The sequence below is a fragment of the Paenibacillus sp. HJGM_3 genome (genome assembly GCF_045062745.1).
In the GTDB taxonomy this organism is placed as follows: domain Bacteria; phylum Bacillota; class Bacilli; order Paenibacillales; family NBRC-103111; genus Paenibacillus_AA.
In genome coordinates this window covers 262216-285581 of sequence record NZ_JBJGED010000007.1, presented here as the reverse complement: position 1 = coordinate 285581, position 23366 = coordinate 262216, and the positions used below count along the sequence as shown (strand labels likewise).

15 protein-coding genes are annotated in these 23366 nt (G+C 57.5%); 4 read left to right on the top strand and 11 right to left on the bottom strand.

Going from position 1 to position 23366, the window contains the following annotated elements:
- Positions 1-13 precede the first annotated feature (13 nt).
- The 11 genes from ACI5FR_RS10845 to ACI5FR_RS10795 form a co-directional block, all read right to left on the bottom strand.
- Positions 14-715: a DUF1961 family protein gene (locus tag ACI5FR_RS10845; protein WP_405454267.1), complete on the bottom strand. Its 702-nt coding sequence runs from the start codon at positions 713-715 to the stop codon at positions 14-16.
- Positions 712-3303: an exo-rhamnogalacturonan lyase family protein gene (locus ACI5FR_RS10840; RefSeq protein WP_405454265.1), complete on the bottom strand. Its 2592-nt coding sequence runs from the start codon at positions 3301-3303 to the stop codon at positions 712-714. Before ACI5FR_RS10840 ends, ACI5FR_RS10845 begins: the two co-directional genes overlap by 4 nt.
- A 155-nt stretch (positions 3304-3458) precedes the next feature.
- Positions 3459-5798: a helix-turn-helix domain-containing protein gene (locus ACI5FR_RS10835; RefSeq protein WP_405454263.1), complete on the bottom strand. Its 2340-nt coding sequence runs from the start codon at positions 5796-5798 to the stop codon at positions 3459-3461.
- A gap of 169 nt (positions 5799-5967) precedes the next feature.
- Positions 5968-7554 carry an extracellular solute-binding protein gene (locus ACI5FR_RS10830; RefSeq protein WP_405454261.1) on the bottom strand — a complete coding sequence of 529 codons (1587 nt, stop codon included), beginning with the start codon at positions 7552-7554 and terminating at the stop codon, positions 5968-5970.
- A gap of 43 nt (positions 7555-7597) precedes the next feature.
- Entirely contained in the window at positions 7598-8482 is an 885-nt protein-coding gene (locus ACI5FR_RS10825; protein ID WP_405454259.1) for a carbohydrate ABC transporter permease, read from the bottom strand.
- A 19-nt stretch (positions 8483-8501) separates the two neighbouring features.
- Entirely contained in the window at positions 8502-9452 is a 951-nt protein-coding gene (locus ACI5FR_RS10820) for an ABC transporter permease (protein WP_405454320.1), read from the bottom strand.
- Positions 9453-9704: 252 nt separating this feature from the next.
- The gene (locus tag ACI5FR_RS10815; RefSeq protein WP_405454318.1) at positions 9705-10592 is read right to left on the bottom strand and encodes a carbohydrate ABC transporter permease; all 888 of its coding nucleotides are present in this window, start codon (positions 10590-10592) and stop codon (positions 9705-9707) included.
- A gap of 31 nt (positions 10593-10623) precedes the next feature.
- A complete protein-coding gene (locus ACI5FR_RS10810; RefSeq protein WP_405454257.1) occupies positions 10624-11520 on the bottom strand; it encodes a carbohydrate ABC transporter permease in 897 nt (298 codons plus the stop codon).
- 791 nt (positions 11521-12311) lie between these two features.
- Positions 12312-13637, bottom strand: coding sequence for an ABC transporter substrate-binding protein (locus ACI5FR_RS10805; RefSeq protein WP_405454255.1), 1326 nt, complete (start codon positions 13635-13637; stop codon positions 12312-12314).
- 109 nt (positions 13638-13746) lie between these two features.
- Positions 13747-15312 carry a response regulator transcription factor gene (locus tag ACI5FR_RS10800; RefSeq protein ID WP_405454253.1) on the bottom strand — a complete coding sequence of 522 codons (1566 nt, stop codon included), beginning with the start codon at positions 15310-15312 and terminating at the stop codon, positions 13747-13749.
- Positions 15313-15315: 3 nt separating this feature from the next.
- Positions 15316-17067 (bottom strand): sensor histidine kinase, encoded by a 1752-nt coding sequence (locus ACI5FR_RS10795; RefSeq protein WP_405454251.1) that lies wholly within the window; start codon positions 17065-17067, stop codon positions 15316-15318.
- Positions 17068-17295: 228 nt separating this feature from the next.
- Between ACI5FR_RS10795 and ACI5FR_RS10790 the strand changes: the two genes are divergently transcribed.
- From ACI5FR_RS10790 to ACI5FR_RS10775, 4 genes are all read left to right on the top strand, one after another.
- Complete coding sequence (locus ACI5FR_RS10790) at positions 17296-19653, top strand: helix-turn-helix domain-containing protein (protein WP_405454249.1); 2358 nt, start codon at positions 17296-17298, stop codon at positions 19651-19653.
- Between the two features lie 223 nt (positions 19654-19876).
- Entirely contained in the window at positions 19877-20761 is an 885-nt protein-coding gene (locus ACI5FR_RS10785; RefSeq protein WP_405454316.1) for an ABC transporter permease, read from the top strand.
- A 15-nt stretch (positions 20762-20776) separates the two neighbouring features.
- Positions 20777-21664, top strand: coding sequence for a carbohydrate ABC transporter permease (locus ACI5FR_RS10780; RefSeq protein WP_405454247.1), 888 nt, complete (start codon positions 20777-20779; stop codon positions 21662-21664).
- 30 nt (positions 21665-21694) lie between these two features.
- Positions 21695-23317, top strand: coding sequence for a type 2 periplasmic-binding domain-containing protein (locus ACI5FR_RS10775; protein WP_405454245.1), 1623 nt, complete (start codon positions 21695-21697; stop codon positions 23315-23317).
- Positions 23318-23366: the final 49 nt, after the last annotated feature.

Genomic DNA, 23366 nt, shown 5'->3' with positions numbered 1-23366 from the left:
ACTCGCAGCCGCATTATTCTTGCGGCGCATACACGTGCAGCTCCGCATATTCGGCGATCAGCGGCGCCATCTGGCGAAAGCCGATTCTTCCGCCGCCGAGGGACGGTCCATAGGTTATGCCGTCATCTTGCCAGTCAATCAGCACCAAATCGTTGACAGAGAACTGCAGCCGACCGTCCCGTTTGACCAACAGCATCCGATAGGGACCTCTTGCATCCGCCACGCCCGGGATCGGGTCGGCCCCTTGCGCCACAAGGTGGAACCCGTAGCTTTTTCGCAAATTGCTCGTATGGAGCTGACGTTCCTCCGGGTACATGCGCCGATAGTACGAGATGTGGTACGCATCGATGTCACCGTGATGGTACTGATCATAGATGCCGCATCGGGGCACAAGCGCCGAATCTAACAAGTCTTCGCCGCGGCGGCCTTGAGCGGACAGGAACAGGATCGCGAGCCCCGGCTCCCGGATCGGCCAGAAATTCCACGCTACCGCACAGTCGGCAGGGAACCGCTCCGGGCACCAGAACACCAAATTGGCCAGCTGGCCTTCCGCCGGATCCCGTACACTCTCCAGCCTCATGCGTCTCATCGGGAAGGTGACAGTGCCGTCCCCCTCCATGAAGAAACCATCGACATCGTCGGCGGATTCAAGCGGGTTGCGGTAAATCGGCTTCCAATCCGCGGGAATCAAGGGGGAACGGTTCGACTCGGTCATGTTGCGTCTTCCCCCGCGAGCGCCTCCGGAATCAGCTCCAGGGCGATAACCGTATTGAGCGACCATTGAGCCGCTTCGTTCGTGTTGATCCAATCGATCTCGCGCAGCGAATTCATGTAGGTGACGCGCTCCGCCTCTTCCCCCAGCCGGACGCGCGCGTACGGATTGCCGAGCAGAATCGTCCAGACGCGACGAGCGGTCTCCGCATCCTGCCGGTGGAACGCGCCGAACGCAGCGATCGCGGCACTGAGAACGGGATGCTCGAAGCTCTTGCCGCCGATCGCTCCGTTCGTGAGCTCGTCCTTCCGCTCCTGAGGCAGGTTGTAATATACGCCGAACTCGGCCAGCATGTCTTCCCATTCCGGATCGTTCAGCATCCGGGCCAGCTCGAACCAGACTTGCGGCGCTCCCATGCAGATCGCCATATGACGGGCGTAGTTGTCGTCGCCCATCGGGGCCAGCCGGCCGGTCGCCGGGTAGTAGCCGTAGGTAGGGCCGGAGAGGAGACGGTAATTGGCCTGCTTGATGCATTCGATGCCGACCTTGATTTTGTCCCGGTAGAATGTATCCTCATACCGCTCCCAGCGGGTCATCCAGTTGGAGCTGAACGCGGCCCAATCGGGACCGACCCGCGCATGGGTCGGATGCTCGTCCTTCGGAAAATAGGCGCGCATCGGGTCCAGATGCACCGTCGTATAATCCGCGTCCTTTACTTCGTCGAGAATATCTCCAATCCGTTCATCGGCCGTCAAGTAATAATAATAGCGGTGCAAGCCGGCCATCGCGATACGGGCCTCCTTGCAGCCGCAGCCCCAGTGCACGACGTTGTGCCGGGACCCGAGTCCGGCGTATTCCCCCATGTGGTAGACGTCGACCTCGCTCGTATGCCGTGTCATCGCCTCCGCCAGCCGATAGATGTCGCCGCGTCCGGTGCGCAGGAACATGACCCACAGCCACATGTTGGCTGCGAGCTCCGTATTTTGCCAGGCGCATCCGCCCAAGTCGTAATTCCAGACGTGACGAACCGGATCGTAGCTGTGCATGAAATCCCCGTAATCCCAAAAGCCGTACCAGCGCCGCTGCTCGACCTCTTCCTTGTAGAACGCCACGATACCGTCCAGCCGATCTTCGAGCTCGGCTCGGGCCGGCGTGCTCCGGTCGGGCAAGCTCCAATACCCGAACGCCCCGGTTCGATGATAGTGCTCCGGTTCGCAGACGAGCTGTGCCGGTCGACGGGCTAGCTCCAGCATGGCGTCGAGAGCGTCACGCTTAGGCGTATGGGCCGTTCCCCATAGCGTCCATTCGCTCGTATTGGCAATCCCGAATGGCGTGGCGCGAAGCTCCTCGGCCCCTTCGTAGGACGATTCCACATGCGTCTTCGTGTCATAGTGACGCATATCCATCGGGTCTGCATCCGGGGACCAAAGCCACACCGTGAGCTCTGCCTCTCCTTGCGACATGCCTTGCGTCTCGAAGCCGGACGGAGCCTTCTCCCAGAAATCGCGAAGGCCGACCGCCAAACCGCCGCCTTCGCCGCCGATGTAAGCGAGTCCGCCGGCCCTGCGTCCTTTGGCCGCCTTCAGCCAGCTGCATGCCGCCTCAGTCCGCTTCGCGACCCGGTAATAGTCGGAACTGGACTGAACGAGCTTGAAGCTGTCCCATGTCGCCGAGTCGTCGAGCAGATGCAGGAAATATTCGTCCCGATCGGGTTCGAAGCCGACCGGCTCCCCTGCGGTCTGACGCTCGAACAGCTCCCGGTACGCGCCCTTCGTGCGGCGGGTGTGCAGCGTCTTCGGCGATTCGGCGAAGTAGCCGCGATCGCCCGCGAACCGGACATGGCGGTTGTACAACGGCCCCCGCATCGGTACTCTGAACCGGACCCCGAGCCCGCGGATGAAGTCCTCGTCCGGGTTCCCGTCGTAGAAAAACGTATGGACGACCCGGATCGAGTCTGCACCGGCATAAGCATAAAATCTTAGCGTGAAAGGCAGCCATTCCCGCGTCCCGGCAACGGCCCGATGCTTTCCGTCCACTCGGACGACGGCCCGCACAGGTCCGCCCTGCTCCACGACCGCGCTCTCGACCCGGCTCTCAAACCGCTGCTCCCGGATCGTACGCTCGCCGGCCGAGCCGCTGCGGCTCTCCGCGACGCAAATCAAGTCGCCGCCCTCGCAGAGGCGAACCCCTTGGCGCACGATACCGCGCAGCAGACGACCTCCGCGCTTGCCAAGCGTTACGGCGATCGTGCCTGTATCAAGCGTCACGGTCTCCTCGGACTCCGTGACCGTAACTCGCTGCCACGGTGCGGGACCTTCCCCCCGGCTCACCGCGTAACGACAACCCGCTCCGGTCCCGTCGGGGAGCACCGCCGCATGCGCGGACCATTTGACGCTTCCGTCCGGCCAGTAGGCGGTCGGCCAGCTCTGCATCGGCAGCGGCACAACGGTGTCCACGTCCACGAGACGAAGCGGCTCGTCGCGCCGGAGCTCTCCTTCCATCCAAGGAATTCCCCACGTCGTGCCGGCCGCCGTCGACGGCGTACCGTTGCCGTTCAACCAACGCAAGGCAACTGCCCGTTCCGCGTTCATATCCCTCATCTCCTCGCTTCGTTTTTCGCTTATGCCTTATTGTAGAGATGCGCGGATTTGCGGACAATCGGACTTTTTTGCAGCTGACTGCGGCCCCGTTTGCACTTTTTTGCCGCCTTTGCACACGGGACGGCGGGCGCCGCCCATTTACGCAGCTATTGCGAAGACCGGCTAAGCTCGCGGTACCGCGTCGGGGTCACGCCTTCCGCTTTTTTGAAGATGCGGTTGAAATAACTGTGCTGATAGCCGACCTGCTCGGCGACATCGTTGATTCTCAGCTCACTCTCCCGAAGCAGCTCCTTCGCTTTCTCCATCCGCAGCTCGGTGAGATAGTCGATGAAGTTGGTGCCGGTCACCTGCTTGAACGTCTTGCTCAGATAGAACGGATTCGTACCGACGTGGTCGGCGCAATTGTCGAGGGAGATGTCTTGGTGATAATGAACTTGGATAAACGCCATTGCCTGCTCGATGATTCGCTTCGCCTGCGCGTCGGAGCGGCAAGCCAGCTCTCTCAGGAGCGGCAGCGCCACCTTGTCCCGCAGCCAGGCCAGGATTAGCTTCGGTTCTCGGATGGCCGAGAGCTGCTCATATGGGTTCGCTCCCCGGAACAGGCGGTTCGGGTGAATGCCGGACGCCATCATCGCATGCTGGATGCTTCCGAGCAGCTGCAGGGCGCCTTGCTGGACGTCGATTTCTTTGGCCCCGCCGCCGCTCAGCGCCTGCAGGAACGATTCCAGCAGCTCGAGGGCATCGTCCTCCCGGCCGGTGCGCAGCGCCTGAATGAGCTCCCGCTCCACGGCGAACGGATAATGACGCTCGGACTCGGCCTCCCCGTCCGGATCGTGCAGCTCCACATCGATGAGCTGATTGCCGGATTCGAAGCTGCGGTAGCCGGCCGCCTGTCTCGCCCGCTCGAACACGTGCGGCAGGTCCGACAAATGTGGCTTCGGATGGCCGTACGCGATCGTGACCCGCATATTCAGGATCCGGTTGATGTCCTCGGTTATGCGATGTCCCAAGGCGAGCAGCTCGTCCTCATAGGACCGGTCGTTCGGCACGATCAGCAGCAGCCCAGCCGACAAGTCGTGGAAGTTGACCGCGCTCGACTGTTCGAAATGCTCGGAAGCGAGCTCCCCGATCATATTGACGGCGGCGAACGTCACGAGCCCTTCGTCGCCGTACCGGAACTTCCCTTCCTCGTTCGCCATCCCGTTCAGCCGCACATAGACGATGATGAATTGCCGGTCGGCCGTCTCCCACTTGTACCGCTCCATCCGGTTCAGCAGATCGGCTTCCGAGTAGGCGTACATGTAGCCTTGCAGGAGCTGGTGAAGGAAGCTCTCCCGGACATGGGGCAACTGCTCCGACAGCAGCGTGTTCATTTGGCGGCTCTCCCGGTGCATGGTGTGCCACTGCCGCTCGATCAGCGTGAACTCGTCCTCGGCTCCGGCCGCCGCTTTCCCCTCCAGGAGAACGTGTACGAGCCGCTTAACCGGGGAGTAGATCGTGCGCGAAGCGAGCCACGCGAGCAAGCAGGCGAGCAGCAAGGAAGCGCAGCTGAGCGCGATGATCAGCTTCGAGATCAGGATGACGGGCGCCGTAATGCCGGTAATCGGCGAAGCCGATACGTACGTCCAGTCGGCGGCGATCCGGGACATCGACCCGTACGAGACCGTATAGGTCGTATCTTTCCAATCGAAGAAAAAGAACCCTTTCGCCGAACCGGCCGTCGCAATATGATCGCGAAGCGCCGCCAGCAAACCGGAGGACTCCGGACCGCTACCGGCGTAAGCGTATACATTTCCCGAGTCGTGAAGGAGGAACGTCAAGCCGTCGTTGTACGGAGTCATCGTACGAAGCATCCGGGACAGCTTGTCGCGATCGAACCGGACGACCAGCGCGCCGAACGGTTCGAGACTGCCTCCGGGAATTTGATGGACGAGGACGAGCTCCTTCGCGTTCGGACTGTTCGCGTCGAACGACCATTGCGTCCAGTATGCGGGCTTTTTCTCGCGAACGAGCGGTTCGTACACCTTCGCCGTCTGCTCGTTCATCACGGAATATTCCGCGTTGAACAAGATGGGCCGCGCCCCGAACAAGACGAGCTCCGCTTTGCGCACCATCGCGTTCGAGCCTTGCATGACGAGCAGCGTCTTCGTGATGTCCACCGTCTTGTCGTATTCCCGCACGAAGTTGCTGTCCTTCAGATTGTAGTCGAACTTCGGATCGAACGCCCAATGCGCAAGCATCAGCTCTAGGTTCGACAGCTGGTCGTCGATATTGTGCGACCGTTCCTCGATCTGCCGGTAATGCAGCTGGAGCAGTTCTTCCTCCACCCGGCCGCCCGCCATCCAGTAGACGAGCACCCCCATGATGAGACCGGGGATCCCCGCTACGACGAACATCATGATCAAGCTCTTTTTGTAAAACCGGCCTTTGCCGCCCAGCACGGAGCGTCGTCTCCAAGCCGAACGCGCCTGCCACTTGCCGCGCATCCCTTCACCACCCTATCGGACCGCTTTGACTCCACCATATACCGTCCGCGGCCGTTGTGCCATACAAATTTCCGTTCACTTTCTCCACTTTTCCGGTTTCTTCTCCGTCCGGCCGTGTACGGCCGAAAAGCCGCGTCTATTGACACGACTTTCGGGTCCTTTCCCGTATTTATTTTTTGGATGCGGCATAGAGCTCGTTCATTTCCTGGGTCCATTCATCCCCGCCGCTCTTCTTCCACGTGTCGAACGCCGCCTTCAATCCGGCTTCGTCGAGCTGACCGACGATATATTTAATCCGGGCGTCGTTGATGATATTGTCCAGCTGCTGCCCCTTCTGGGAGTATACCGTGGAGATGAACGGCTCGGCCGGGTTCGCCACAACGTATTTCTCCGCTTCCTTCTGGATCTTCGTCGTTTGGAGCCGCAGCGGCGTCTGCTTCACCTTCAGCCCCTGGTCCTCGGGAATAAACGGCAGCATTTGGTTCAACCCTTCCACTTCGGACTCGAGCAGCGCCGAATCCTTGCTCGGTTCGAGGTACTCGCCCACCTTCGTATAGTGCGTCCCTTCCAGCCCGAAGCCCGCGAGCGTCTGAAGGGCCGGCTCATTCATCTGATCGAGGAACGTCAGCACCCGCTTCAGCTCATCCTCCGTCTTCACCGTGGACTTCGGAATGGCGAGCACTCCCGCGAAGCCCGATGTCGGGAGAGCGCGCAGCCCATGCTTGCCTTCCACGCCGATCATGTTGTCGACATAGTGGATATTCGGGTTGTCCTTGCCCGCTTGCGCGAGGATCGAATGAATCTTATCGTCGAGCCGCGCCGCGTTATCGGTCACGTCCACGATGACGCCGGCCTGACCGTTCACGACCGGGTCGTTCCACTTCGCAGAATCGAACACGGCGAAGTCCTCGTTGATCAGCTTTTCGTCGTACAGCTTTTTCATGAACTTCAGCGCTTCGAGGTATTCGGGCGTCTGGCTCTCGTGCACGAGCTTTCCGTCCGCGAGTCCCCACTTGTTCGGCGCGCCGAACCACAGCTTGATGATGTCAAAGCCGCTTGCCCATTGGCCGGTCCACTTGACGAGCACCATGCCGTACGTGTCGTTTTTGCCGTTCTTGTCCGGGTCCTTCTCCTTGAACGCCTTCAGCATGTTGTAGAAATCGTCGATCGTCTTCGGCGGCTGCATGCCAACCGCTTCCAGCCAGTCCTTGCGGTAATTGATCCCATTGCGCCCGAGCGCCCGCCCCCGGTAGATGCCGTAGTTTTTCCCGTCGATGGAGGAGTTGTTCATGATGACCGGATTCGATTGGCTGAGATATTTGTAGTCCTTCAGGTACTTCCCGATCTCCCAGAAAGCTCCCGCCTTGGCGGCGTTCACGAAGCTTGGCGCCTTCACGTCCCCGATGTACATGATGCTGGGGAGCTTGCCGGAGGCGAGCGTGATGTTCAGCTTGTCGGCATACGAGGCGTTCGGCACCCACTCCAAGTGAATGTTCGTGTTCGTTCTTTTCTCAATTTCCGTCGTAACCGGGCCGTCGTCCTTGGGGAAGTTCGTTTTGAAAATCGGCAGCATGATGCTGAGGTCAAGCGGGGGAAGCTGCTTGGCTGCCGTAGCCCCCGGTGTTGCTGAAGATTGTCCGGGCGTTGCTGCCGGCGCCTTCTCCTCCTTGCTGCTGCAGCCGACGATCGCCGTCATCGCCGCGAGCGTGGTGAGTGCTACCCAGCGCGATTTTTTCTGTCTCCCAGTACTGAACATTGTTAACCCTCCCATAATTGAGTTGGATCTATCGCAAATCCGTTCAACCCTTGACCGAGCCGATCAAGATCCCTTTGGCAAAATGCTTCTGCAGGAACGGATAGACGAGCAAAATCGGTATGGTGCCTACCACGATGACGGCCATCTTGATCGACTGCTCAGGCGGCTTGACGAAACTCGGATCCATCGCGCGGATGTCCCCGGCGGCGGCTTGCGAGAGCAATACGATCTGTCTCAGCATGACCTGCAGCGGCCATTTGGACGGATCGTTGATGTAGAGCAGCGCGGCGAAAAAATTGTTCCAATGGCCGACGGCGTAGAACAGAGCGAAGGTCGCGATGACCGGTTTGGATAAGGGCAGCACGATTCTCCACAGCAGGCCTAGATCCGTGCAGCCGTCGATTCGGGCGGCTTCCTCCAATTCAGCGGGCAGCTCTTGGAAAAAATTTTTAACGATGATCATATTAAACGCGCTGATGGCGCCGGGAAGCATTAAGGCCCAATACGTATCCAGCAGATGAAGCTCGCGGACGACCAGATAGGTCGGGATCATTCCGCCCGAGAAAACGATGGTGAACACGACCAGATTCAGAATCGTGGTTCGCCCCATGAGCCCCCGCCTCGCTAGCGCATAAGCCATCGTCAGAGTGAAAAATAGATTGACGACCGTGCCTACTACCGTCACGTAGATCGAGACCCAGATGCTCCGCAAGATCGTATCGGTCGAGAAAATAAACTTGTACGCCGACAATGTAAACGCTTCCGGGATCAAAAACACGGCCCGCTGCGTCAGCTCCGCGTCCGAGGCGAACGAACCGCCTACGACATAGAGGAACGGAAGGACGCAAATCAGGCCGACGAGGCCCAAAAGCAAATAGTTGAATGCGTCGAATATAGTGCCGGGAACGGTCCGGTATTGTTTGGACAAGCTGATGCCCCCCTTTCCACTAGTAAAGCCCGGATTGGCCGAAACGTTTGGCCAGCCAGTTCGCGCCGAAGATGAGGATGACGCCGACGACGCCTTTGAACAGGCCGACCGCCGTGCTGTAGCTGAACGCTCCTTGCGTAATCCCCATCATGTACACGTAGGTGTCGAACACTTCCGCCACCTGACGATTGAGCGGATTGAGCATCAGGTAAATTTGCTCGAAGCCGTTATCCAGTATGTCGCCCATCCGCAAGATGAGCAGGATGATGATCGTGCTGCGGATCGACGGCAGTGTGATGTGCCACATTTGTCTCCACCTGTTGGCTCCGTCGATGAAGGCTGCTTCGTATTGCTCCACGTCGACGGAAGCGAGTGCAGCCAAGAAAATGATCGTCCCCCACCCGCTCTCCTTCCAGATCGTCTGCATCACGATCATAGGGCGGAACCAGTCGGGGCTCGCGAGGAAGTCGATTTTGCTCCCCGTATACTCCTGCAAATATGCGTTCACGACCCCGCCCTGCGTCGTCAGGAAGACGTACGTCAAGCTCGCGACGATGACCATCGAGATGAAGTGCGGGACGTAGATCAGCGTCTGGATTGCGCGTTTGTACAAGGAGATGCGGATCTCGTTCAGCAGAAGCGCCAGGATGATGGGCACCGGGAAAAAGAACAGCAAATTGTAAAGCGACAGCAAGAGCGTATTGCGCAGCAGCATGAAAAACTCGGGATTGTCGAAGAACAGCCGGAAATGCTCGAAGCCGACCCATTCGCTTCGCCAGAAGCCGGCGAACGGCTGGTAATTTTTGAAGGCGAGCAGGACGCCCCACATGGGCACGTATTTGAAAATGAGATAGTACAACACGCCCGGCAGCAAAAGGAGGTACATCCACTTGTCTCGGCGCAGCCGGTTCAGCACGGTCGGCCGGCGGACAGCTTGGACCGGGACGGTCTCGTCGACCTGGGTGGGCATGGATTTCGATGTGACGGACACCTGGTTCTTCCCTCCGTTTCTATGGCTCGTTCAATCGGTTTCGATCGATGCACCTTGATTATGGAACGGCTCCGGTTTTCCAACAATCGGACATTTTTGAAAGCGCTGTTTTTTATGTGCATGGTGGTAGAATCAAGAAAGTGCAAACCCGGCAAAAGGGTGAAAACCGTGAAAGACTGAGATAAAAAGGCGCCCCTCGTGCAGCGGGACGCCTTCGGTTGTCGTATACGGTTACCCTTTCAATCCGCTCGTGCTGATGCCCTCCACGATATACCGCTGGAAGAATAGGAACACGAGGAGAATCGGGACGAGCGAGAGTGTGGCCATTGCGAACATGCCGCCCCAGTTGTTCAGCGACTCTCCGTCGAGGAACAGCTTGAGCGCGAGCGATACCGGGTACAGCTCCGGTTTGTTCAGGTAGAGCAGCGGATTGATGAAATCGTCCCATCTCCAGTAGAAGGAGAAGATCGTCGCTGTTATGAGCGCCGGTGCGATGAGCGGCATGATGATGCGGAAGAAGATGCCGTATTTGCTGCAGCCGTCGATTTTCGCCGCTTCATCCAGCTCTCCCGGGATCGTACGGATGAACTGCATGATGAGGAATACGAAAAACGGGACCGAGAAGAACTGCGGCACGATGACCGGCTTGAACGATGACAGCCAGCCGAGCTTGGAAAACAAGACGTACTGGGGAATAATCGTCACATCATGCGGCAGCAGCATCGTCATCATCAGGCACGTGAACCAGAAGTTCTTCCCCGCGAATGGAATCCGGGCGAACGCATACGCTACGAGCGCGGAGCTCGCTACCGCCCCGACCGTCGATACGGTTACGATGAACAGCGAATTCCGGAAGAACGTCGCGAACGTGTTGCCGGCGAACCCCGCCCAACCGCTCCTGTAGTTCTCCCAGGCGAACCGGCTGGGGATCAAGCTGTAGGCGTTGGCGAAGATTTCGTCATTCGGCTTAAGCGAGCTGGCGACCAGCCATAGAATCGGATACAGCATGATGAGGGCGAGTCCTCCGACGAGCAAATGGTAGGCGGCGGGCCGCCACTGGATGCGGCGGGTTGTTGGCCGATGGCCGGCTCGCACCGCGGATGGGACGGAATTCGCCATTTTGTTGGCGTTTAGTGTGTCGTTCATGGTGTCATTCCCCCTTTGCTTCGTAATGCACCCAGTATTTGGACGTCTGGAACAGGACGAGTGCGATCAGCCCGACGATGAGCAGCATGACCCAAGCCATGGCGGAGGCGTAGCCCATCTCGTAAAACTGGAACGCTCTCCGGTACAGGTAGAGCGAGTAGAGCAGCGTGTTGTCGAGCGGCCCGCCCTCGCCCCGGGAGATGATGTAGGCCGGCGTGAACGTCATAAATGCCGAGATCGTCTGCATGATCAGATTGAACAAAATAATCGGGCTGAGCAGCGGCAGCGTAATGCGGATGAAGCGGCGGAAGGCCCCTGCCCCGTCCACATTGGCCGCCTCGTAATACGAGATCGGGATGTTCTTCAGGCCGGCGAGGAAGATGAGCATGGATGAGCCGAATTGCCACACTGAGAGCGCGATGAGCGTCCAGAGCGCCGTGGACGGATTGCCGATCCACGAAGTGTCGCTGTGGATGCCGACCAAGGCGAGCGCCGAGTTGAGCAAGCCTTGGTCGCCGAACACCTGCGTCCACATGATGGCGACCGCGACGCTGCCTCCGATCAGGGACGGCATGTAATAGGCGGAGCGGTAGAGCCCGATGCCGGCGATGGCTTTGTTCAGCAGCAAGGCGACGGCGAGCGCGAAAGCGAGCCGGAACGGGACGCTGGCGAACACGTACGTGAGCGTCACTCGGACGGACTTCCAGAACTTGTCGTCGCCGAGGAACATTTTGTCGTAGTTGTCGAGCCCGATCCATCTCGGCGATTCGAACAGGTTGTAATCGGTGAACGAATAGTAAAACGAAGATAGAATCGGGTACAGCGTGAAGATTAGAAAGCCCAGCACGAACGGCGCCGCGAACACGTACCCGACCACATGGTTGTTGTCCCGCAGTCTCATGAATGATCATCCCCTGTGTTTGGATGCTTTCATTATAAGAAACCGCCGGTGTAGCCAGAAGGCAAAAAACCGTCCTTTTTGTTTAATTAGCCGACCTTTGGCGGGCGGGGGTGACAGCTTAGTTCAACCTATTGTGAACGGTGGTGGTAGAAGCAAATCGGCGTTCACTGGCCAGCGCGAAGCTGAACTGACGCTGGATCATGGACTTCTCGGCCCCTCCGACCTATTGGAAGCCTCCATGCATGAGGGACTTTAACGTGCCGCTTGCGCCCAGGCTTGAGGCCGGTTTCGTCACTATGGGGGGTGCCAGTGCTCCATATGCTGGGACGGACTCAGACTCACTCACCTGTGTAAACTACAGCTTACAAATAAGTGATTTACCCTTACTATTTTTGCGCCATTTTAGCTATTTCGGCCGGATTGTAAGGGTATGTTTGGCTAATTGTAAATCACACTTTGCTATTAACCAAAGATAGGTTTACTATCCAACTCGCATAGGCGATACCGATCCGAAAATTGTTAGGCGACTATGCTTATTTGTAAACTTCTCTTAACAACAGGGGCGCGCGGGACGAGAGGGACCGGAGTGGCGCAGAAGGCGCGGGCACGGGCGTGCGTGGGCGCGGTGGGCACGGTAGGCGGTGGGCGCGGTCAGCGCCGTGAGCGCGGTGAGCGGTCACCCGCTCCCAATCGCACCGTCTCCATTACGCTCGCAACAACAAAGCACCGTCGTACACGAAACGGCTCATGATGAGCCATTCCGTACGACGGTGCTTTACCGGACCGTTCAATTACTTCTTGTTCTTCGCCAAGATCGCGTTCGCTTCTTTGCGGAATTTGGCGGCGCCATCCTGAACGGACAGCTTTTTGTACAGCACCTGCTCGACGGTATCCTTCAGCAGCTTGTCGACTTCGACAGCGCCGACCGGGTTCGGCGGGTCCATCTGGCTGCTGTTCTGCTCCGCCCAGGAGACATAGTCGAACACTTTGGCCTGCTCCGGCGTAAGCGACGGCTTGAGCGCTTCCTTCACCTTGGATGACACCGGCACTCCGCGCTCACCCATGATAATTTTGTTCGCTTCGATATCGTTGAGGAAGAAGTCGATGAATTTGGCCGCCTCTTCCTTCACTTTGGACGACTTGGAGATCGAGAAATACATGCTCGGCTTCAAGAACAACGCCTTATTCTGAGTCCAGTTCGGTACCGGCATGATGTCGAGCGGACGCTTCGCCGCATTGGCGGCCAAGATATATTGATTCGACCAGCCGTTGGACGAGGCCGCATTGCCCAGCACCATCTCGTCGTCCTCCGGCGTGCCCTTCTTCTGCGCCAGTTTGTCGAGCGGCAGCAGATAACCGGCATCGTACCATTTCTGGTACATCGTGTAGAAATCGATGAACGGTTTATCGTCGGAATAGCCGAGGGAGGTCCCGTCAGCCGCATACATATGCTGGCCTTGGCTGCGCAGATAGTACGGGAAGTACACATCGTGCCGCAGGTCCGCCGCGATCAGCTTGCCCTTCGCCTTCAGCTTGGAGGCGGCGTCCTCGAAGTCGGCGAACGTCCACTCTTTCTTGAGCGTGACGCCGGCGTCCTTCAGCATCTGTGGATCGATCGTCGAACCGAGCACGTTGGAGCCGAGATTCATCGCAACTAGCTTCCCGTCCACCTTGCCGCCGGAGATGTTGTTCTCGCTGATATCCTTCACGTTGATCGTACCGTTCTTCGTATACGGCTCCAGATCTTCCAGCTGCCCTCGGCCGCCGTACTGCGTCAAGTAGGAGATGTCCATCTGGAACACGTCCGGCAGCCCGTTCGCCGCCGCCTGCGGCGCGAGCTTCTTCCAGTAGTCGTCGAAGGAGGCGTACTCGGTTTCGATTTTGACATGCGGATTCTGCTTCATATACAGCTCGATGACCTTCAGCGTGTAATCGTGTCTAGACTGGCCTCCCCACCAGGCAACGCGCAGTGTAACCGGGTCCTTCTTGGCACTAGCCGCAGGCGTCGAGCTCGTGCCCGGCGAGCTTGTTCCGGTACTTGCCGTCGTGCCCCCGCCGCTGCCGCAAGCGCTGAGCAGCAACGCCGCCATGAGAAACGAGGTCATAGCTTTTTTCATCCCATTTTCCTCCCCATTATCTTTGCTTCTGTAGCGATTAATAGTGCTTACAATTCCTATTATCCAGATGAAGGGGAGTCGCGTTAATCCAAAAACCCGATCTGTTTGTTCAAAATGCAGAGGTGTCGGGCGACTTCATATACTCCGACGGCGTGCAGCCGGCATACTTTTTGAACACTTGGCTGAAATATTGGGGGTTGTCGCCGAAGCCGAGCCTCTCCGCCAGCTCGAATATTTTCACGTCGCCCAGCGCGATCAGCTCCATCGCTTTCTGAATCCGGGCTTTCATCACATAGTTCGAGAACTTCTCGCCGGTTTCTTTCTTGAACAATTTGCCCAAATAATCTGCGTTCATATAGAGCATCTCGTGCGCCACCCAATTGAGGGACAACTCCGGATTGCCGAGCTGCTCCTCGATCACCGCGATCACCTTGCGCACGATGGCGCCGTGCTTGACCGTGTTGTGCCGATAAAACCGTTCCGCCAGCTCCCCCACCACGCCCTCCAGAAACGATTGAATCGCCTGCAAGGTGGTCATATCCACGATCAGCGGGATTTTGCGGTAGTAGCTCTCCATCAGTTCGGGCTCGCACAGCCGGATGAGGGACACATATTGCTGGATAACGTAGGATTTGGTCACGTCGATGTCCAACTGTGCTTCCTTCAGGCCGGCAAAAAATTCGGTAAGGGCCGCCGCCGCTTCCTCGCGATGCCCCGAGCGGATCGGCATGCTGAGCCGTTCCTCGTCGAAGGCGAATTCGTTGCGTCGGGCCGATTGGGACGCCGCCGTATCTTTGCGCGTGATCAGGCTGCCTTCGCCCAGGTAGAATCGGTAGTTCAGGCATTGCAGCGTTTCTTTGTACATGCTTCTGGCGGTCACGATATGGTCGGGCTCGCTTAGCGCGATCGTCGCGTCCATTTTGTAATAAGTCTGGAACGTCTCACGGATCCGATAAATCCGCTCGAACAGCAGCTCCGCCGAATCGCCGCCAGGATCCTCCATCACGATAAGCACGTGATCGCCGATCGTCGTGCTGAGCAGCGGTTTGTCCAGCAGCTCCTCGGCAATGTTCTTGATGGCGAATAGATGCTCGAACTCGAATTCGCCTTCCAGTTGGAACAGCAGCAGCCGGACCCTGTAGTCGGAATCGAGCCGGAACAAGCTGCGGTAATAGTTCCAATCGCGGGTGCCGTACGTTTTGTTGGTGACAAACTCTTTGAGGAACTGCTCCTTAACGTGCGGCATGACCCGGTCCAGCTCCTGCCTCATCGTCTGGACGAACGTCTCGCGGTTTCCTTCTTCACGGAGCTCGTCCACAAGTTCCCGGAGCGCTTGGCTGATCTTCTCTTCATTGGTCGGCTTCAACAAATAATGCCTTACTCCGTATTGCATCGCCCGGCTGGCGTAATCGAACTCCCCGAACCCGGAAAGCAGGACGAATCGGATGCGTGGATCAACCTCGTGGACGGCCTCCACCAGCGCCAGCCCATCCATGCCCGGCATCCGGATATCGCTGACGACGATGTCCGGCCTCGTTTCCCGTATAAACTCGAACGCCTCCACGCCGTTGCGCACGGCGCCGATGAGCGTCGTGTCGAGCGCCGTCCAGTCGACCATTCGCGAAATGCCATCCAGGATAATGCGTTCGTCGTCGACGAGCAGCACTTTGTACATGATCTATCCCTCCGTTCCGCGCGGAAGCGCGATCGTGATGCGGGTTCCTTGTCCCGGCTCGCTCTCGATCCGAATGCCGTATTGCTCTCCGAAGGCGAGCTTGATCCGCTCGTCGATGTTGAGCAGCCCGATCCCTTTGCCCTTCGTCTGCAATTGACCGCTCCGCAGCCGTTCGAGCGTATCAGGCGCCATCCCTGCTCCCGTGTCCTCAACAGTGAGCAGCAGGAAGTCGCTCTCCTCTCGTCCCCGAATCGTAATGTGACACGGGTCGATCGTCGGCTCCAACGCGTAATGAATGGCATTCTCGAGCAGCGGCTGAAGGGTCAGCTTCGGCAGCGGGCGCCCTAGCAGCGCCTGCGGTACGTCCAACTCGAATTCGAGCCGGTCCTCGAAGCGGTATTGCTGAATCGTGACATAGCTCCGGACGATGTCGAGCTCTTCCCCTATAGTGATCATCGGCTCCTTCATGTCGACCGAGTTGCGCAGCAGGAAGCCTAACGCCTCCGTCATCTCGGAAATGACAGGCTGCCGGTTCACCTTCGCCATCCAATTAATCGATTCGAGCGTATTGTATAAGAAGTGGGGGTTGATCTGGGCTTGCAGCGCCTTGAACTCCGTTTCCTTGAGGAGCAGCCGGTTCGAATAATTTTCCTTGATCAGCCAATTGATCCGATCGATCATGAACCGGAACGTGCGATGCAACAGCCCGATCTCGTCCATCCCGAGCCGCACGTCCGGTGCAGCCATGACGTTCGCTTCCTCGAAATTCCCTTTCTCTGCCAGCTTCATCCGCACTATGAGATCGTCGATCGGCCTTGTCAGGCTGCGCGAGAAGCGGATGCCCAGCAGGATGACGAGTACGAATATGCCGATGAAGACGAACACGACCAGCTGCTTGATAAACAGGATGGAATTGAAAATTTGATGAAACGGCGTCACGTTCAAGTAAGTCCAGCCGGTGTTACGGGATCGGATATGCGCGATAAAATATTCCTCGCCGCCGATTTCTTCAATGGCGTACCCCCGGTCCGAATCGATCGGACTCGAGATCCGGCTCACGTCCATGTCCGGCTGCCTGGGATAGATCACTTCGCCGCCGGACGTCAGTACAAGATCGCCTTCTTCGGACGCCAGGTCCTTGACGATCTGATCGATGTTGATCCGAATGACCAGCGTTCCCAGATGGGCGAGGTCGAAGTTCGTATTGGAATAAGAGCGGATTTCCCGGGCGGCGATGAGCGCCGGATCTCCGGCGTCCGGGTAAATCCAGCGGTTGTCCCCCATCGCGGATGTGGTCGCGTCCAGGATGCGGTTCATTTTGTCCGACTCGATCCGTATGACGTTCCCGCCGGCATGCTCCGTGCCCCGGGCATCGAGCAGCTGGATCGAGAACAAATATTTCTCCGACCCGGTGTAGCTGAACAACCGGTCGACCAGGTGCTGGCGGCTGATGAGCCGGTCGTAATCGGAAGCGCTTTCTTTGAGTGTCGTCAGCCACCCCTGGATCGTCACGTCCGTGGCGATATTGTACGACAGCTGCTGAAGCCGCTTCAGCTCGGTTTCGATCGCGGACGATGACAGATTGAGCACCCTGGACGACTTTTCGTAGATTTGGCCGTCGTAGATCGAGAACGCATATTGCTGCACCAGAATCGTGAACGCCAGCGACAGCGCGATAATAAAGGCGATCAGCACGGACAGCTTGTTGCGGATCCGCATGTGCCGGTAGAGGTCAAGTACGTTGCTTGTTCGCATGGCTAACCGGCTCCCCTCAGATGTAAACTCTATTGTACCTTATGTTCGTTGGGTCGAACCACAGGAAGTTCTAGGTTGTTCGGTGGGAGTTCCCACAGTAACATTAAGATACCATAAAATCCGCATATCCAGGTCAGAAATGACCCATGGCAATTGACAAATCCCCATAATAGACTAAAATTTAGAAATCGCTTACAACAGACCAAGCGACAGAAAGGGGCGCGTCCTGTGCGAAAGCTCAAAAAACTGTCACTTTACTATAAATTTCTCGGCTCGTATTTGCTCATTCTGATCATCCCTTCTTTATTCCTCGGCATCTCCGGGTACAAAGACATCGTGTCGATCATGGAACACGAGGTGACGCGGAACAACGAGGACATCCTGGCACAAATCCAGCAATCGATCGATACGCGGCTTATCGAGCTGAACCGGATCGCCGCGGAAGTGTCGGCCAACCCCGACTTGACGCCCTATGCGCTGAAGCAAGGGTTTTACCATACGATGCAGATCAAGCCGCTGCTCCGGTACCGGGTGGCGAACGAATTCCTGAAGGAAGTGCTGCTGCATATTCGCGGCGGGGACTATTTCATCTCCTCCGAGAGCACGTACCACATCCCGCTGTTCATCCGGGACGTGTATCAGTTCGAGCATTGGAGCCCCGAGCAGTTCCAGGCGGATATCAACTCCGGCAACAAGCCGGTGCTGAGGCCGGCCGAGAATGTCCGGATGGCGAACGCGAACCAGGAGCGCATCATCACGTACATGGTACCGATCCCGGTCAACAGCCGGGACCCTTACGGAACGGTGCTCTTCCTTGTCAAAGAAAGCTCGCTGCTCGGCTATCTCAAGTACGACCAAACGCTCAAGAACGGCAATACGCTTGTCTTCGACGAGCAGCAGCGCGTGATCGCTTCTGCGAACGACAAGTATCTCGATCGGGCGGACGTGCTGCAGTCCTTTCTGACGGCCAAGGACTCCGGCACCGACACGGTCGAGCTCGACCGGACCCCATTGCTCGTCTCGCGCAGCGTCTCGGAGCTCACCGGCTGGACGTACATGACGCTACTGCCTGCGGAAGATGTGCATCAGCCGATCAACGCCGTCGGAAGACGCTGGCTCGCTTATTCCATCATCATCCTGATTGTCGGCGGACTCGCCGTGTTCTTAGGTATGGTGCTCAACTACAATCCGATCCGCCGCCTGGTGAGGTTAGCTGAATCCCGCTGGGGACAGCCGGACGAGCGACGGATGAACGAGCTGGACGTCATCTCCTCCGTCCTCGACCATATGTCGCGGCACAACTCGGAGCTGGACCAGAAGGTGCGCCAGAACCGGTTCGCCGTACGCGACCATTTGTTGTCCAATCTATTGAAGGGACAATTCGACACAGCAGAGGACTTCAACGGGGCTGGCGGCGAGGTCGGGCTTACGTTCCGGTACCCGTACTTCGGGGTCCTGGTGGTCGATGCTTCCGGATTCGGGGACGAGCCCGCTAGGAACGCCTGGAATCAAGAACTGCAAGAGCTGCTGCGCGAGCTGGAACAAGCCGACCTCTCCAACCTGCAAGCCTACGGCAAAGAAAGCGTCGAAAAAAGGCAATGGATCGTCGTCTTCGCCTATGACGGCGATCCGGCCACTCTAGCCGAATGGCTCGACGCCATCCGGCATCGGCTCCACGACCGCGGCCAAACTACGGTCACGATTGGCGTTGGCAATCCGTATACGGAGCTGGCGCAAATCGGCAAATCGTATATCGAAGCATCCACGGCCGTCGATTTCAAGCTGATCCGGGGGAACAATCAGACGATCTACTTCGGAGAAGTAATGGGCGCAGGCGCCTCGGCGGCTACAGCCGCCACAATGCCTCAGCTCGCCGATGAGCTGGAACGGCTCAAGCATTTCGTGCAGTACGGGAATATCGAGAAGGTGAACCAGGCCATCCGGCACATCGCCGACATCATCAAGCGCAGCGGCACGACGCTCGTCGTTGCCCGCTGCCTCTGCTACGACGTCATCAACACGCTCCTGCGGACGCTGCAGGAGATGGACCCGGACGGATGGAGAAGCGAGTCGCTGTTCCCGAACGTCGTCTCCCTGCTGCAGTTCGAAACCGTGGAGCAGCTGTCCGAGACGCTTGCCGACGCCTCCTCCCAATGGTTCGAGCTGATGCAGCGGCAGGATCAGCGGAAACAAGCCGACAGCCTGCTCGATACGATGCTCGTCTATATAGGCCATCATTATCAGGAGCCCACATTCTCGGTTCAAAATCTCGCCGATTATTTGTCGATGTCGCCCTCTTACGTAAGCCGTTATTTCAAGGAACGCACGGGACGCACCTTGACGGACCATCTGCATGAAATCCGGATCGGGCAGGCGAAGCGGATGCTGGAATCGAACGACATTTCCGTGAAGGACATCGTCCAATCGATTGGCTACTACGATGCCTCCAGCTTCATCCGGAAGTTCAAGAAGGAAGTCGGCCTGACACCCGGCGAATACCGGAAGCTCCTGGAGCAACAGCAGCAACAACAACAGCAGCAACCGCAACTTTCGCAACAGACCCTGCATATGCCAGGACAAAAATAACCGATTGCACCGCCCGAGCCGTCGGCACGTCATCTTTTGCACACGCGAGGCATCATCCGCTTATATCGCATGCCGCCAGGTTCCTGTTATGTTCGGAATAGCCGAGAACCAGCGGCGCACATAGACTCAGGGGGTGAACCACATCATCGTCCATGCGAAGCAAACGACGGATACGGCCCGCAAGCCGGCTTCCAAGCTTCGATCGAACGCCGTATGGAAGCGGATGGCGCGCAATTACGAGCTGTATTTGTTCCTGCTGCCGACGCTCGCCTACTTCATCGTCTTCCACTACATTCCGATCTACGGCGTACAGATTGCGTTCAAAAACTTCATAGCCGTGAAAGGCATACTCGGCAGTCCATGGACCGGATTCGACCATTTCGAACGTTTCTTCGCTTCGAATCAATTCTGGACCGTGCTCCGGAACACGGTGGGGCTGAGCGTTTACGAGCTGCTCGTCTCGTTTCCCGCACCGATCCTGCTCGCGCTAATGCTCAATCAGGTCGGGAACGGCAAATTCCGCAAGCTTGTGCAAACGGTTACTTACGCGCCCCACTTCATCTCGACCGTCGTCATCGTCGGCATGCTGTACTTGTTCCTGTCGCCCAGAAGCGGCCTAGTCAACCACGTGATCGAGGCGTTCGGCGGAACCCCAATCTTCTTCATGGCGGAAGCGGAATGGTTCAAGACGATCTTCGTGTTCTCCGGCATTTGGCAGAACGTGGGCTGGGCTACAATCATCTACCTCGCCGCCCTCTCGTCGATCAGCCCCGACCTGCACGAAGCGGCCGTCATGGACGGCGCGAACAAGCTGCAGCGGATCCGGCACGTGGACTTGCCCGGGATTATGCCGACGATCGTCATCCTGCTCATCCTGAACATCGGCCATCTGATGACCGTCGGGTTCGAGAAGGTGTACTTGATGCAAAACGTGCTGAACATCGATTCGGCGGAGATCATTCAGACGTATGTGTACAAGGCGGGGCTCCTAAACGGCCAATTCAGCTATTCGGCCGCGATCGGGCTGTTCAACTCAGTCATCAATTTCATCCTGCTCGTCTCGGTCAATCAAGCCGCCAAGCAAATGAAGCAATCCAGCCTATGGTAAAGGGAGGTTAAACCTATGATTACCGCACGAAGCTCGTCCGACCGATGGTTTGACCTCGTCAATTACACGTTGCTGGCCGTGCTGATGCTGCTGGTGCTCTATCCGCTCTACTTCATCATTATCGCTTCGTTCAGCAATCCCGACTTGGTCAACGCGGGCAAGCTGTGGCTCATTCCGCGCGACACGACGGTGGAGGGTTACCGCCGTATCTTCTCGGACGACTCGATCTGGCTCGGCTACCGGAACACGCTGCTCTACACGGGACTCGGCACCGCGATCAACGTCGTCCTGACCTTGACGGCCGGATACGCCCTGTCCCGGAGCGACTTGCCCGGCCGGGGCTTGATCATGTTCCTGATCACCTTCACGATGTTCTTCGGCGGCGGACTTATTCCTACCTACTTGCTCGTGAAGCAGCTCGGCATGCTCAACACGATCTGGGCGATGGTCATCCCGAACGCCGTCTCGGCCTTCAACATCATTATCACCCGCACGTTTTTTCAGAGTACGATCCCGTCCGAGCTGCTGGAAGCGGCGGTTATCGACGGCTGCTCCAATACACGGTTTTTCATGCGGATCGTCCTGCCGCTGTCCATGCCGATCGTGGCGGTTATGGTGCTCTTCAGCGCCGTCGGCCACTGGAACGCCTACTTCCAAGCGTTGATTTATTTGAAAGACGATGAGCTCTACCCCTTGCAGATCGTCCTGCGCAACATCCTGATCTCGAACGACGTGTCCGGCAACATGATCGACGATTTGGCCAACTTGTCCGAGCAGCAGCGCATCGGCGAATTGATGAAGTACGGCATTATCATGGTCGCCAGTTTGCCCGTGCTCATCCTGTACCCGTTCGTGCAGAAGTATTTTGTCAAAGGCGTTATGATCGGATCGATCAAAGGGTAACGGAACCCATATTAAAGAGGAGATGGATCGATGAGATATAAAAAGTCGAGCTTAACCGCCGCAACTATAGCGCTAACTGTAACAATGACCGCCTGCAGCGGGGGAAGCGATAATGGCGCAAGCCCGAGCGCCAGTCCGTCCAAGGAGCAGACGAAAGCACCGGCCAACATGAACGCCACAGGCCTGCCGATCGTCAAGGACAAAGTCACGCTCAACATCGCCGGCTTCAAAGGCGCGGTTTCGAAGGACTTTGACACGCTCCCCTTCTTCAAGGAAGTCGAAGCCAAGACGAACGTCCAGATTAAGTGGGATATGCACCCCGGCAACAGCTGGAAGGAAAAGAAAAACCTGATCTTCGCGAGCGGCGAGCTCCCGGACGCCTTCTATGGCCACTACATTTTGGACACGGAAGAAGTCGCCAAGTACGGCTCCCAAGGCTTGCTGATCCCGCTCGAGGGCTTGATCGAGCAATACGCCCCCAACTTCAAGAAGATTCTGAACAGCAACCCGGACTATAAGAAAGAACTGACCGCCCCCGACGGCCATATTTACTCGCTGCCTACGATCGACGAAGGGTATCCGGATTCCCGGGACGCGCTGTTCATCAACAAAAAATGGCTCGATAAGCTGAATCTGCCGGTTCCAAAAACGACGGACGAATTTTATGCGGCGCTGAAGGCGTTCAAGGACAATGATATGAACGGCAACGGCAAGAAGGACGAGATCCCGTTCACCTTCCGCAATCATCCGAATACCGGGCTGTATTCGATGTTCGGGGCGTTCGGCCTGACGGACCGGCAGGACCATATCGTCATGAAGGGCGACAAGGTGGTCTACTCCGCCGTCCAGCCGGAATACAAGGAAGCGATTAGCTACTTCAACAAAATGTTCGCCGCCGGCCTGATCGATCAGGAGAGCTTCACCCACGACGAGAAAGTGTATTACGCCAAGGTCCGCAGCGAGGACAAAAATGTAGGCGCCTTCAGCGCTTGGTCGATCAGCACGATTTTCGGCGAGCCGGATAAAACCGACTTCGTCCCGGTGCCTCCGCTCAAAGGACCGAAGGGCGACCAATCGTGGAACCGTCTGCCGGTCGGCATTCTCAGTAAAGGCTCCTTCGCGATCACGTCCAAAAACAAGCAGCCGGAGATCACGATGCGCTGGATCGACTACAGCTACGATCCGATGATCAGCCTGCAAGCGGTCGACGGCGTGTTCGGTACTAACCTGAAAGAGACCGCCGACGGCAAGATCGAATATCTGCCGGCTCCGCAAGGCTCAAACTCGAACGAGTTCCGCCACTCGACGGCTCCGGCTTCGACTTCCGTCTTCGCCAAGACGAAGGATATTTGGGCTAAAATTATTCAATCGCCGTCCAGCATCGAGAAGACGAACGTGGACAAAATCTATAAGCCGTTCCTTGTAAAAGACATCTACCCGAACGTCTACTTCAGCGGCGAAGAGACGGAGAAGCGGCTGCGTTACTTTACGGACATCGATGCCTTCGCCAACAAGAATTACGCCAAGTGGATGATGCAGGGTGGGATCGACGCCGAATGGAACGATTATGTGAAGAAGCTCCAAGACATGGGCTTGAACGAAATGTTGAAAATTTATCAGGATGCCGCGGACCGGTATAATAAGCTAAAATAGGATTGTGGTTGAAAAGATCAGCCGGGGCCAACGCACAGGCCCCGGCTGA

What these genes read in the sequence shown, in the direction of transcription:
- ACI5FR_RS10805 (WP_405454255.1), bottom strand. Translation starts at nt 13,637, where the DNA reads ATGAAAAAAGCTATGACCTCGTTTCTCATGGCGGCGTTGCTGCTCAGC.
- ACI5FR_RS10835 (WP_405454263.1), bottom strand. Translation starts at nt 5,798, where the DNA reads ATGCGCGGCAAGTGGCAGGCGCGTTCGGCTTGGAGACGACGCTCCGTG.
- ACI5FR_RS10810 (WP_405454257.1), bottom strand. Translation starts at nt 11,520, where the DNA reads ATGAGACTGCGGGACAACAACCATGTGGTCGGGTACGTGTTCGCGGCG.
- ACI5FR_RS10785 (WP_405454316.1), top strand. Translation starts at nt 19,877, where the DNA reads ATGGCGCGCAATTACGAGCTGTATTTGTTCCTGCTGCCGACGCTCGCC.
- ACI5FR_RS10830 (WP_405454261.1), bottom strand. Translation starts at nt 7,554, where the DNA reads ATGTTCAGTACTGGGAGACAGAAAAAATCGCGCTGGGTAGCACTCACC.
- ACI5FR_RS10795 (WP_405454251.1), bottom strand. Translation starts at nt 17,067, where the DNA reads ATGCGAACAAGCAACGTACTTGACCTCTACCGGCACATGCGGATCCGC.
- ACI5FR_RS10780 (WP_405454247.1), top strand. Translation starts at nt 20,777, where the DNA reads ATGATTACCGCACGAAGCTCGTCCGACCGATGGTTTGACCTCGTCAAT.
- ACI5FR_RS10845 (WP_405454267.1), bottom strand. Translation starts at nt 715, where the DNA reads ATGACCGAGTCGAACCGTTCCCCCTTGATTCCCGCGGATTGGAAGCCG.
- ACI5FR_RS10815 (WP_405454318.1), bottom strand. Translation starts at nt 10,592, where the DNA reads ATGGCGAATTCCGTCCCATCCGCGGTGCGAGCCGGCCATCGGCCAACA.
- ACI5FR_RS10800 (WP_405454253.1), bottom strand. Translation starts at nt 15,312, where the DNA reads ATGTACAAAGTGCTGCTCGTCGACGACGAACGCATTATCCTGGATGGC.
- ACI5FR_RS10820 (WP_405454320.1), bottom strand. Translation starts at nt 9,452, where the DNA reads ATGCCCACCCAGGTCGACGAGACCGTCCCGGTCCAAGCTGTCCGCCGG.
- ACI5FR_RS10840 (WP_405454265.1), bottom strand. Translation starts at nt 3,303, where the DNA reads ATGAACGCGGAACGGGCAGTTGCCTTGCGTTGGTTGAACGGCAACGGT.
- ACI5FR_RS10775 (WP_405454245.1), top strand. Translation starts at nt 21,695, where the DNA reads ATGAGATATAAAAAGTCGAGCTTAACCGCCGCAACTATAGCGCTAACT.